At 44.3% G+C, this 12686-nt stretch carries 12 protein-coding genes and 2 pseudogenes; all 14 read left to right on the top strand.

The genetic code is table 11. The annotated features are described in order from the left end of the window. The first annotated feature begins 7 nt into the window (after positions 1–7). Complete coding sequence (locus tag HMPREF9186_RS05770) at positions 8–313, top strand: DUF1292 domain-containing protein (RefSeq protein WP_003001941.1); 306 nt, start codon at positions 8–10, stop codon at positions 311–313. A 160-nt stretch (positions 314–473) separates the two neighbouring features. Continuing rightward, positions 474–1706 carry a bifunctional folylpolyglutamate synthase/dihydrofolate synthase gene (locus tag HMPREF9186_RS05765; RefSeq protein WP_009731863.1) on the top strand — a complete coding sequence of 411 codons (1233 nt, stop codon included), beginning with the start codon at positions 474–476 and terminating at the stop codon, positions 1704–1706. Positions 1707–1779: 73 nt separating this feature from the next. Beyond that, on the top strand, positions 1780–2193 hold the full coding sequence (locus HMPREF9186_RS05760) for an SP_0198 family lipoprotein (protein ID WP_232198429.1): 414 nt from the start codon (positions 1780–1782) through the stop codon (positions 2191–2193). Between the two features lie 148 nt (positions 2194–2341). Beyond that, positions 2342–3877: a cardiolipin synthase gene (gene cls / locus HMPREF9186_RS05755; protein ID WP_009731861.1), complete on the top strand. Its 1536-nt coding sequence runs from the start codon at positions 2342–2344 to the stop codon at positions 3875–3877. A 170-nt stretch (positions 3878–4047) separates the two neighbouring features. After that, positions 4048–5892 (top strand): MFS transporter, encoded by a 1845-nt coding sequence (locus HMPREF9186_RS05750; RefSeq protein WP_009731860.1) that lies wholly within the window; start codon positions 4048–4050, stop codon positions 5890–5892. 122 nt (positions 5893–6014) lie between these two features. Continuing rightward, on the top strand, positions 6015–8225 hold the full coding sequence (gene nrdD, locus HMPREF9186_RS05745) for an anaerobic ribonucleoside-triphosphate reductase (protein ID WP_009731859.1): 2211 nt from the start codon (positions 6015–6017) through the stop codon (positions 8223–8225). 11 nt (positions 8226–8236) lie between these two features. Continuing rightward, the gene (locus HMPREF9186_RS11435) at positions 8237–8377 is read left to right on the top strand and encodes a hypothetical protein (protein ID WP_009731858.1); all 141 of its coding nucleotides are present in this window, start codon (positions 8237–8239) and stop codon (positions 8375–8377) included. Positions 8378–8420: 43 nt separating this feature from the next. Continuing rightward, positions 8421–8921 carry a GNAT family N-acetyltransferase gene (locus tag HMPREF9186_RS05740; protein WP_009731857.1) on the top strand — a complete coding sequence of 167 codons (501 nt, stop codon included), beginning with the start codon at positions 8421–8423 and terminating at the stop codon, positions 8919–8921. Positions 8922–8925: 4 nt separating this feature from the next. Continuing rightward, positions 8926–9006 (top strand): annotated as a pseudogene (locus HMPREF9186_RS11430) (anaerobic ribonucleoside-triphosphate reductase activating protein); the annotation flags it as partial. After that, a pseudogene (locus tag HMPREF9186_RS11170) lies at positions 8997–9152 on the top strand (GNAT family N-acetyltransferase); the annotation flags it as partial. The pseudogenes HMPREF9186_RS11430 and HMPREF9186_RS11170, both read left to right, overlap by 10 nt. A 9-nt stretch (positions 9153–9161) precedes the next feature. Continuing rightward, positions 9162–9707, top strand: a complete 546-nt coding sequence (locus HMPREF9186_RS05735; protein WP_009731856.1) for a GNAT family N-acetyltransferase — start codon at positions 9162–9164, stop codon at positions 9705–9707. Further along, entirely contained in the window at positions 9673–10272 is a 600-nt protein-coding gene (nrdG, locus tag HMPREF9186_RS05730; protein ID WP_009731855.1) for an anaerobic ribonucleoside-triphosphate reductase activating protein, read from the top strand. Before HMPREF9186_RS05735 ends, nrdG begins: the two co-directional genes overlap by 35 nt. A gap of 187 nt (positions 10273–10459) precedes the next feature. Continuing rightward, positions 10460–11929, top strand: coding sequence for an LCP family glycopolymer transferase CpsA (gene cpsA, locus HMPREF9186_RS05725; RefSeq protein WP_009731854.1), 1470 nt, complete (start codon positions 10460–10462; stop codon positions 11927–11929). After that, the gene (gene cps4B, locus HMPREF9186_RS05720; protein ID WP_009731853.1) at positions 11926–12657 is read left to right on the top strand and encodes a capsular polysaccharide biosynthesis protein Cps4B; all 732 of its coding nucleotides are present in this window, start codon (positions 11926–11928) and stop codon (positions 12655–12657) included. The genes cpsA and cps4B overlap by 4 nt, the downstream gene beginning before the upstream one ends. The last annotated feature ends 29 nt before the right edge of the window (positions 12658–12686 follow it).

Genomic DNA, 12686 nt, shown 5'->3' with positions numbered 1-12686 from the left:
AAACAGTATGGCACATGATCATAACCACGACCATGAAGAACGTGAATTAATCACATTGGTGGATGAACAAGGAAATGAAACACTTTTTGAAATCCTTTTGACCATCGATGGAAAAGAAGAATTTGGCAAGAACTATGTCCTTTTGATCCCTGCCAATGCAGAAGAAGATGAAAACGGCGAAGTTGAAATCCAAGCTTATTCATTTACAGAAAATGAAGATGGAACAGAAGGTGACCTTCAACCAATCCCAGAAGACTCAGATGCAGAATGGGACATGATCGAAGAAGTCTTCAACAGCTTTATGGAGGAGTAAAAACGTCCGGGGGACGTTTTTAGCCCAACTCCTGGAAATATGAGAGAGCTGACAAGTCCAAAGGGCTTGATGGAAATAGGAACGTAAAGAAACGAGTACAAAAGAAAGGAGCGCAAATGTCAGAAGAGGCTTTGTTGCTTTTTTCTTTTAGGAGGAAGATGTGAATAAGATTGAGCAATGGATGAATAGTCGGATTGGTCTGAATTTTCGATCAGGACTGGATCGTATGGAGCAGGCAGTAACTCTGCTAGGGATGCCTGACAAGGCTTACCCGATCCTTCATGTAACAGGGACCAATGGAAAGGGCTCAACGATTGCCTTTATGCGCCAACTGTTGATGTCTCATGGGAAGAAGGTTGGAACCTTTACTTCTCCCCACATGATCAGTATTCATGACCGGATTTGTATCGGGGATCAGCCAATTTCAGATGAAGATTTTACTAGGATCGGCCAACAGGTACAACAAATGGAGCAAATCTTGCTCCAAACCCAGGATCAACTCTCCTATTTTGAGATTATCTGTCTCATGTCCCTTTTGTATTTTAAGGAACAAGCAGTGGATGTGGTCCTGCTGGAAGTCGGTATCGGTGGACTTCTGGACACGACCAATGTAGTGACAGGAGAGATTGCAGTGATCACTTCGGTTGGCCTGGATCACCAAGAAACGCTAGGAGCGACTATTGCGGCAATTGCTCAGCAAAAGGCAGGGATCTTTAAAGAAGGCAAGAAAGCAGTGGTGGGGCCTTTATCGGATGAAGCTACAGCCGTTTGCCGAGAAAAAGCAGAGCAATTAGCTGTGGATCTTCACACCTTCCAGAAAGATTTTGGCTTGGAGCAGGATCGTTTTTGGAATGAAAGAGCGGAGCTTGTCTTACCTCCTCTTGGCTTGAAGGGTGACTACCAACGAGAAAATGCTGCGGTAGCTTTAGAGGCCTTTTTCCTCTACATGGAGGGCCTAGAACAAGCAGTGGATATGAATCGGGTTAAGCTTGCCTTGCAGGAGACTCGTTGGCCAGGACGTTTAGAGCTATTTGGAGAGCAGTTGTATCTAGATGGGGCTCATAATCCCCATGCAATGGCGCGATTGATCGAGTTTGCAAAGAGCTTAGCAGGGAGACGAGTGAAGGTATTATTTGGAGCCCTCAAGCGAAAAGACTACAGCGGGATGCTCGAAGCACTTCAAGTGGGCTTACCAGAGGCTGAATTGATTTTGACAACCTTCCATTATGGAGAAGTAGTCACACAGGGTGATCGTCAAGACTTGCCCTATGTAGCTGACTATAAGTCTTATATTCAGGAGTTTTTGGAACAGAGTCGTTCCGATGAGGTCTTATTTGTAACGGGCTCCTTGTATTTTATTGCAGAAGTAAGGGCATTCTTATTAGAGGCTTAAACAATTGACCAGAAGACTTTCTTGGCGTATACTGGTGGTAGATGGTATCCGTTGAAGGCGAAAGGAGTCGATGATGATGAAAAAAATAGTGGTTGCGTTGACCTTTATGGTCGCGATTTTCCTGACGGCTTGTAGCCAGCAGGATCAAGCAAGCCAGTTGTCAAATGGAGAAAGTTCTAGCTCATCAGAGATAGTAGCTCCGTCTAGCGAACAGTCAGAGCATGGGGTATCCATAGATGGTAGTTATCGAGGGCAGGACGAAGAGCATACGATCCTTCTTGTTGTGACGGGTCAAAAAGGTACATTTACGGTGCAAGACGCTGATGGAGAAGAAGAGACCAAAGAGGTGAGTGTTGATCCGGTCAACCAATCCATGCGCATTGGGGATGAGCCTTATCGCTATCGCATTGAAGGGAACCAGTTATCGCTAGAAGATTTGGAGCAGGCAGAGGATGATCAAGGCATCATTGAATTGACCAAACAATAAGAAAGCTATATCAGATTGTATCTATCATTGATTCGAGAGGCGGAAGGGGAGTCTTCCCCTCTTTTTCATGGCTTCAAAGGGAGTTGGTTGGCCGTTGCATCGGGTAAAAAGAATTGGTATACTAGTAGAAAGAAAAAAGGAGGATGCCGTGACCTTTCGAAAATTACGTCTTTTAATGTCCAAGTATGGATTTAGTATTTTGTTTATGGGTTTTGAACTATGGGCCTCCTTTGCAGCCTTCTTTTGGCTCAATAAATGGTTCCCGCATTGGCTATCTGTAGCAGTTATTGGACTTTTATATGTGTCAACGATCTTGGCGATTGTCAATCGTAATACCCCTCCTGAAAATAAGGTGACCTGGCTCTTGATTGCGGTTATTCCTGTCTTTGGATCGCTCCTATACCTCATGTTTGGCGAACGACGTTTGTCCAAAAAGGAGATCCTTCAGCTAGAAAATATGGAGTCTATGAAGCATATAGAGGACAATAGTCAGCAACTGCGTAAGGAACTCAAGCAAGAAAGCAAGGCGGTCTATGGCTTGGTCAAGTCGATTCTATCCATGGACCACAATGCAGACCTCTATAATGGGACGGCGTCAACCTTTTATCCTCTTGGAGAGGAAATGTATGCGCAATTGCTAGAGGATCTGAAAGCGGCGAAAAAATTTATCTTCATCGAGTTTTACATCATTGATGAGGGCTTGATGTGGGACAGTATCCTAGAAATTCTAGAGCAGAAAGTGAAAGAAGGGGTTGAAGTCAAGCTCCTTTATGACGATATTGGCTGTATGGCGACCCTGGCAGGGAACTATACCAAACGGCTGCGAAAGATGGGGATTGATGCCCATAAATTTAACAAGGTGATTCCCCGTCTGACGGTAGCTTATAACAACCGAGATCACCGTAAGATTCTGGTCATTGATGGTCAGATTGGCTATACAGGTGGTGTCAATTTGGCAGACGAATATATCAATCAGATTGAGCGGTTTGGCCACTGGAAGGACAGTGCTATCCGTTTGGACGGACGAGCGGTTAAGGCTTTGACCCGACTGTTTCTCATGACCTGGTACATTAACCGTGGTGAAATTGAGGATTTTGATCGTTACCATATGGAAAATCAAGCAGTTGAAGGCGAAGGACTATATATTCCCTATGGGAGTGGACCAAAGCCGATTTACAAGTCGCAGGTCGGAAAGACAGTCTATCAAAATATGATCAATCAGGCGACAGATTATGTCTACATTACGACCCCTTACTTGATCATTGACTACGATTTGACAGAGGATATTCGCAATGCTGCCCTTCGTGGGGTAGATGTCCGGATTGTGACCCCGCATATTCCGGATAAAAAATTGATCCAAATCGTCACACGTGGGGCTTACTTGGATCTGATGGATGCAGGTGTAAAAATCTATGAATACACGCCCGGTTTTATCCACAGTAAGCAAGTGTTAGCAGATGATGAAATGGCGGTTGTGGGAACGATCAACTTTGACTACCGTAGTTTGGTCCATCACTACGAAAATGCGGTCTGGATGTATCGGACACCTGCACTGAAAGAGATTCGAGCAGACTTTGATCACATTTTTGAAGTGTCTCAGGAGATCACGGAAGATACCTTCCGCTTTACATGGCACCAAAGTTTGATCAAGGAAATTATGCAATTATTCACACCGATGTTGTAACAAGTGTGTGAAAACAGAGAAAAGAGTCAGAAGCTGAGAGGCCTGACTCTTTTTACCTATCACTATGTGGCAAGAGGCTGACAGGGTCGGCAGAATTTGGTATACTAGAAAAGATAAGGAGCTTTTTTCTAAAAGGAAAAGCAGAGGAATAGTGAAGAAAAGGAAAAAGAATGAGCGAAAAAGAGCAAGAAATGACTTCAAAAAAATTAGGGCTTCACGTGGGAGATAGTTTCCAAGACACACGTGAGATTCGCGAAGTGTTAGACAAGTCGATCTTTCGTGAAGAGCAGCCTTCTCATCATTCGCAAGTAGAGGCTCTAGAGGAACCCTATACTAATGAAGCATCAGATGCTGTCGTTGAGGTTGAAGATACGCTTGTATCAGATCCGGAATTGCTAGCAGAACCGAAAGAGGAACCAGAACAGCCCCTAAGTCGGGCCAATCGTCGTTCGCGTAAAGGGAAAGTGGAAGCAGGAACAGCGGAAGCACCCATTGTAGAAGAAAAGGCCGAGGAGCTGGAAGAGGATGTGGCGGTTGAGCCTGTCCGCAGTCAAGCCAAACGCCCAGTGCCATTGGCGCTTCCATTTGTACTGAGCCTCTTGATTAGTTTGCTTCATGTCGGGGTGCCATTTTTGACCCGTTTTGCAACTAACCAGCAGTCTCAAGACCTCTATGCCGGCTGGGCGATGACCAAAGGTCAAGTACCATTTGGTGATTTTTACGGGACCAACGGCCTCCTCTACTATGCGATCAATTGGTTAGGAAGCTTAGCTGGTGGGCATTGGATCTTGATGCTCCTCCAAGCGATTGCCCTCTTCTTTGCAGGGACTTACCTCTATCGCGTCGTGCGCTTACTCGTGGCGGATAAAGGTACAGCCAAGAATATCCAATTACTCTTTTATTTCTTAGTACTAGGCCTTGGTTTTGGAGGAGTTTATGTGACCTTCTTTAGCCTTCCAATCCTATTTGCCAGCATGAATTTTATTTTGGCTTATCTAATTGGGGATCGTAAGGACGAAGGCTTTATCTTTTACGGTGCAATCGCAGCTGTGGCTTTCTTGATTGATCCGATGACCAGTGCACTCTTCTACTTGTTAGCCTTCCTTGGCTTAACAGGTTTTAATATCAAGGAGAAGAGATGGGCGCGTGGTTTCTATCAAATGTTGGCTGCCCTTCTTGGTTTTTCACTTGTCTTTTATCCAATTGGGTATGTGACCGTTTGGAATCAGACTTTCGGCTATGCCATTAATCAAGTGACCTATGTCTTTAACGCCTTGAATTTCACGAATGGACAGACTTTTAGCAATGCCATTTATTACGGACTATTAGCGCTTGCCTTTGGTTTGGTTTCTGCCTTTTTAATGTCCTTTACCAAGCAAGATAGCAGCGCTCGTCGGATCTTCCGTTTTATGGGATGGGTGGGTAGCCTGGTTGTTCTCCTTGTGTCGATTGGTCTCCCTGAACAAGGGGCTTATCAACTATTGCCGATGTTGCCATTTGTCCTTCCTTTATTTGCGCTTTGGTTCTCACGGGACGAGGAAACGGATGAAGGGCTTGAACGTCGTGGCCGTAAGAAGAAAAACAAGAAAGTCTGGGCTGCTTACTTTACAAGTCAAGCTTTCTTACCAGTAATCGCCCTTATCTATTTAGTTGCATCCCCAGTAGTGCAAGATCAGGTTCTTCAACCCGGTCAATCTAGTGAACGGAGCGAAATCGCAAGCTACATCCAAAAGCATAGCAAGTCTAAGGAGACCATTTATGCTTGGGATACAAGGGCTACTCTTTACCAAGAGAGTGATCGTTTGGCGGCTTCTGCCTTATTGACTCCAACTTCTTATCTGGGAATTTATGAGAACCGGACCAATGTGACTCAACAGATCGATCGATCTGAAGCTAAGTATATTGTGGTTAACAATCAAGTAGAGTTGACCTCTAATATGAAGAAGCTCCTCAAAGAAAATTACCGTCTAGTTGAGAAGAAATACCGGCATTTCAAACTCTATCAACGCTCTTGATAAAATCAATATCTTGTGTTTTAGAAAGTTTTTTAGAATTTTCACCACAAGATATTGATTTTTATTTTTGGAGTGGTATAATACAACTTGTATGTAAATGAATGAAGAAAGGCGCGTTTGGTATGATCACCTTGAGAGAAGAAAAACTGAGAATGGCCCCGGATATTTTTGTTGAAAAACGAGATGGTCGCCGTGTTCAATTCGACGTTGAAAAAATTTATAAAGCCTTGTTGAAGGCGACAGAAGAAGTGACTTCTCTCACTCCAGTGATGGAAGCCAAACTAGAGGCCATTGTCGATCGTGTGATCGCAGAGATTTTGGAGCGTTTCCCAAATGGTGTGAAGATCTATGAGATTCAAAATGTGGTCGAACATGAATTGCTTCAAGCTAATGAATATGCGATTGCAGAGAGCTATATTACCTATCGGACTCAACGGGATTTTGAGCGCTCAAAAGCAACCGATATCAATTTTACGATCGGAAAACTCCTCAACAAGGACCAAGCTGTCGTCAATGAAAATGCCAATAAAGATAGTGAAGTCTTCAATACCCAGCGTGATTTAACAGCAGGAATTGTTGGGAAATCCATTGGTCTTAAACTGTTGCCCAAACACGTAGCCAATGCCCACCAAAAAGGGGATATCCACTACCATGATTTGGACTATAGCCCTTATACACCGATGACCAACTGCTGTTTGATCGATTTTGAAGGCATGCTGAAAAATGGCTTTAAGATCGGGAATGCAGAAGTAGAAAGTCCCAAGTCCATCCAAACCGCAACGGCTCAAATCTCGCAAATCATTGCCAATGTGGCCTCTAGCCAGTATGGGGGCTGCTCAGCTGACCGGATCGACGAGGTCTTAGCTCCTTATGCAGAAAAGAATTATCAGAAGCACTTGAAAGATGCAGAGGAGTGGGTTCTCCCGGAAAAACGTGAGGACTATGCTTGGCAAAAAACGAAAAAAGATATCTATGATGCTATGCAGTCCTTGGAATACGAGATCAATACCCTCTTTACTTCCAATGGGCAAACACCTTTTACTTCATTGGGCTTCGGCCTTGGAACTACTCGCTTCGAACGCGAAATCCAAAAGGCGATTCTTGAGATTCGAATCAAGGGACTTGGTTCAGAACACCGGACCGCAATTTTCCCTAAGTTGATTTTTACCTTGAAAAGAGGCCTCAACTTAGAACCAGATAGTCCCAACTATGACATCAAGCAATTGGCCTTGGAATGTGCTACGAAACGCATGTATCCAGATGTCCTCTCTTATGACAAGATTGTAGAATTGACAGGATCCTTCAAGGTGCCCATGGGATGTCGCTCTTTCCTTCAGGGTTGGAAGGACGAGAATGGTGTGGAAGTCAATTCTGGCCGGATGAATCTTGGAGTCGTGACGGTCAATTTACCTCGAATTGCCTTGGAATCTGGCGGAGACAAGGAGAAATTCTGGCAAATCTTTAATGAACGGATGAACATCGCTGAAGATGCCTTGGTTTACCGGGTGGAACGCACCAAAGAAGCGACACCAGCTAATGCACCGATTCTTTACCAATATGGCGCTTTCGGGAAACGCTTGGGCAAATATGACCAGGTAGATCAGCTCTTCCGTCATCGCAGAGCAACCGTTTCTCTTGGTTATATCGGTCTCTATGAAGTTGCAACCGTCTTTTATGGTCCAAATTGGGAACACAATCCAGAAGCCAAACAATTCACGATCGATATCATCAAGGATATGAAAGCGCGCGTGGAAGAATGGTCTGACCAGTATGATTACCACTTCTCTATTTATTCGACACCGTCAGAAAGTTTGACAGACCGCTTCTGTCGCCTGGATACGGAGAAATTTGGGAAGGTCCCAGATATCACAGACAAGGAATACTACACCAATAGTTTCCACTACGATGTTCGTAAGAACCCAACGCCATTTGAGAAGTTGGATTTTGAAAAAGTTTATCCTGAAGCAGGGGCTTCTGGTGGCTTTATCCACTATTGTGAATACCCTGTGCTCCAACAAAATCCAAAAGCCCTGGAAGCGGTTTGGGATTATGCCTATGACCGGGTCGGTTATCTAGGAACCAATACGCCGATTGACCGTTGTTACAAGTGTGACTTCGAAGGGGACTTCACACCAACCGAGCGCGGATTTGCTTGTCCAAACTGTGGTAATAGCGATCCGAAAACGGTCGATGTGGTCAAACGGACCTGTGGTTATCTAGGAAACCCGCAAGCTCGTCCGATGGTCAATGGCCGTCATAAGGAAATCGCTGCGCGTGTCAAACACATGAATGGATCCACTATCAAATCAGCTGGACACCAAGTGACAGATTAGAAAAGGACATTATGGGAAAATACCAATTAGATGATAAGGGCAAGGCTCAGGTGCAACGATTCCACGAGAAGCATTCAACAGGTGGAGTCAATAAAAAAGACCGAGTAGCAAGCCTGAGAGAACAATTTTTAAAAAAGGCTAAGAAAAAATAAAAGTGAGAGTCCGCTCTCACTTTTCTCTTATGGGGAGGTAAAGATGAAATTACGTAGACCAACTCTAGCGGATAAAGAGGCCATTCTAAGCATGATGGCAGAGTTTGAAGAGACCCAATCGGCTCATGACGGTGGCTTTTGGGATGCTGAGAACTTTGATTATGAGGAGTGGCTAGAAACTAGCCATAATAAAGAAATGGGAATAAATTTGCCTGAAAATCGTGTTCCTTCTATTCAATTTGTATCATTTGATGATGTAGGTCGTGCTCTAGGTTTTTTGAATCTACGGCTGAGACTGAATGAGGGGTTGCTGAATCATGCTGGGCATATTGGCTATTCCATCCGACCGTCTGAAAGGGGCAAGGGCTACGCCAAGGAAGCCCTCCGTCAAGGTTTACAAGTTGCTAAGGAAAAGAATATCAAACGAGCTCTGGTAACTTGTAGCACAGAAAATCCTGCCAGTCGAGCGGTCATCATAGCTAACGGTGGTGTTTATGAGGATGTTCGAAATGGAACGGAACGGTATTGGATAGAGGTGGACTAGAAAGATGACATGGAATACACCAAAACCAGGCGAATGGAAGAGTGAGGAACTGAGTCAAGGACGGATTATTGACTACAAGGCTTACAAGTAGCTAGAAGTAAAAATATAAAGCGAGTCCTAGTGACTTGCGATTGTGATAATGCTGCCAGTCGAGCAGTGATTCTGACTAATGGCGGAGCTTTAGAGGATGTTCGAGGCGGGAAAGAGCGCTATTGGATTGATTTAGATTGAGGAAAGTTTATGAAGTTACAACGACCAACTTTAGAAGATAAAGACGCGATTTTAGAGATGATTGCTGAGTTCGATGCTGCAAAATCCTATATGCACGGTGGCATGGGCTCCACTTGGAAGCGAGCAAAGGATTTTGCGGATTGGTTGCGAATTGTAGAGCAGCAGGAGGATACTGAGAATCTGCCAGAAGGCTGGGTTCCTACCATTCAATTTTTATCCTTTGATGAGACTGGCTACCCTCTGGGCTTTTTAGCCCTGCGCTTGTCCTTGAATGACAAATTATTTGTAGAGGGTGGTCACATTGGCTATTCCATCCGGCCCAGTCAACGCAGAAAGGGCTTGGCTAAGTTGCAGCTAGAGCTAGGATTAGCAGAGGCTCGAAAGCAAGGATTGGAACGAGTACTGATTACCTGTGATGAAGATAACGAAGCCAGTCGTCGCACCATTCTCTCTGCTGGCGGTGTTTACGAAAACACAATCGACAGAAGTCAGCGCTACTGGATTGATTTGGAGGATGAAGATGAACAATCCCAAACCTCAAGAATGGAAAAGTGAGGAGCTGAGTAAAGGGCGAATCATTGACTATAAGGCCTTTAACTTTGTAGATGGAGAAGGAGTGCGCAACTCCCTTTACGTGGCCGGTTGCATGTTTCACTGTGAGGGCTGTTACAATGTAGCGACCTGGTCTTTCAATGCAGGCATTCCTTATACCAAAGAATTGGAAGAGCAGATCATGGAAGATCTGGCCCAACCCTATGTCCAAGGCTTAACCTTGCTAGGGGGAGAGCCTTTTCTTAATACAGGTATTCTTTTACCCCTTGTAAAACGTATTCGGAAAGAATTGCCGGAAAAAGATATTTGGTCTTGGACCGGCTACACTTGGGAAGAAATGATGTTAGAAACGCCTGATAAACTGGAGCTATTGTCGCTGATTGATATCCTGGTCGATGGACGGTATGATAAAAGCAAGCGCAACCTCATGTTGCAATTTCGTGGTTCTTCCAACCAGCGGATTATTGATGTTCAAAAATCATTGAAAGAAGGAAAGGTTGTCATCTGGGACAAGCTCAATGATGGCAAGGAAAGTTTTGAGCAAGTCAAGCGGGATGATCTTTTGTAGGATCTTCAAAAACCGGGTGTTTCACCCGGTTTTTTTGGATTCTCTGCATAAGTATACAAGGGATTTTGCTTGTTTTTGAAAACGCTTACTTTCCAAATGTCCATAATGGACAAAAAAGTGATAATTAATGCATTTTTTGCTAAAAATATGTTACAATAAACATGATTAGGACTAATTGGAGGTATTTATGTCACAAAGGAGACGGAGTCGTCGTTCAGAACATAAGTGGGGGCAATTGCGAATCATTAATTCCGTATTGCTTATTTTTTTGCTTATGACTGCAAGTTGGGCGACCTATACTATGTTGGCCAATAACATCTTGGCTTTTCGCTATGTCAATGTTCTCGTGATTGCACTACTAGCTCTTCTCTTGCTCTTATCAGCTTGGTTTGTGATCAAAAATCAGGCCAAAAAGACAACTTTGGTCTTGCTTCTTGTCGGCTTATTGGCTAGTTCGGGAGTTTTGTTTGCTAGTCAACAGCTGCTAAATCTGACGAGCAATGTCAATGGCCATTCTAACTATACAGAGTTTGAGATGGCTGTCTATGTCAAGAAAGACAGTGACATCAAAGACATCAAAGAAATCAAGGAAGTGGTGGCACCAAAGGGCAACAATAACGAAGCCAATCTTACGGCCCTCTTGGACAATATCAAAAAGAACAAGGGACAGGAAATCTCCGTAGTGGACGCACCGACCTATCTGGATGCATATAAGAGCTTGCAAGAGGGTGACGCTACTGCCATTGTGTTGAACAGTACCTTTGAAGATACCATTGCAGCAGAAGATGCTGACTACGCTAAGAAATTAAAGAAACTTTATTCCTACAAGATTCGAAAAGAAGTGGCGGCGACAAGTAAGGTATCTGCAGATGCAGATGTCTTTAACATCTATGTCAGCGGGATCGATACCTATGGTCCGGTAACCTCGGTTTCACGATCAGATGTCAATATCATCATGACCGTCAATCGGAAGACCAAGCAAGTTCTGTTGACAACGACGCCGCGGGATGCCTATGTGCCAATTGCAGATGGCGGTAACAACCAAAATGACAAGCTGACCCATGCGGGAATCTATGGGGTGGATGCCTCGATTCATACCCTTGAAAATCTCTATGACATTAAGTTGAACTATTATGTCCGTCTCAACTTCACATCCTTCCTCAAGTTGATTGACCTGGTAGGGGGGATCGATGTGGAAAATGATCAAGAATTCACGAGTCTTCACGGCAAGTTCCATTTCCCTGTTGGGAAGGTCCATTTGAATTCAGAGCAAGCACTCGGTTTTGTTCGGGAACGCTACTCCCTCCAAGGTGGCGATAATGACCGTGGGAAGAACCAAGAAAAAGTCATTGCGGCCATTATCAAAAAGTTGACCTCTACCAAGGTCTTGAGCAACTACAATGAGATTATCGGGAACCTCCAAGATTCTGTCCAAACCAATATGCAGTTGCCAACCATGATGAATCTGATTAATACCCAATTGGAAACAGGTGGCTCTTATGAGGTGACTTCCCAAGCGGTTACAGGTCAAGGTCGAAATGACTTGCCATCTTATGCCATGCCAGGTTACAACCTCTATGTCATGGAGTTGGATCAAGCCAGCTTGACCAAAGCTAAGGAAACCATTCAAAAAGTAATGGAAGGAAAAGAAAAATGATTGATATCCACTCGCACATCGTCTTTGATGTGGATGATGGACCAAAGACAAGGGAAGATACCCGTGCCTTATTGGAAGAAAGCTATCGCCAAGGGGTCCGGACCATTATCTCCACTTCTCATCGTCGCAAGGGGATGTTTGAAACTCCAGAAGAAAAAATTGCAGAAAATTTTCAAGAAGTAAAGAAAATCGCAGCACAAGTCGCGCCGGATCTGAACATTCATTACGGTGCAGAGATCTACTTTACCAATGATGTCTTGAAAAAATTGGAAGAGAAAATCTTTCCACGTTTGGCAGAGACGCGCTTTGCTTTGATCGAATTCAGCATGGGAACGCCATACAAGGAGATTCATACAGCCTTGGACCGTTTGCTCCATCTAGGCATCACCCCAGTGGTGGCCCATATCGAGCGCTACAAGTGCTTGGAGAAAAATGAGGAGCGCGTGCAAGAGATGATCGACATGGGCTGCTACATGCAGATCAATAGTTCAAGTGTTCTCAAACCTCGACTCTTTGGGGATGAGCAAAAACAACTGAAAAAACGGGCTCGGTATTTCTTAGAAAAAGACTTGGTTCACTTTGTTGCCAGCGATATGCACAATGTGGATAAACGACCGCCTTATATGGCAGAAGCCTATCGTTTGATCAAGGAAGAATACGGAGAACAACGAGCTCAACGGCTCTTTGTCGACAATCAACAGCTCTTGTTAGCGGATGAATTAATCTAACCATGAAACAGGTGGAGAGATCCACATGA

Origin of the sequence: Streptococcus sp. F0442 (assembly GCF_000314795.2) — a bacterium.
Taxonomy (GTDB): Bacteria; Bacillota; Bacilli; order Lactobacillales; family Streptococcaceae; genus Streptococcus.
Note: the sequence above shows the minus strand (reverse complement) of the source record. Positions and strands in the feature narration are given on the sequence as shown.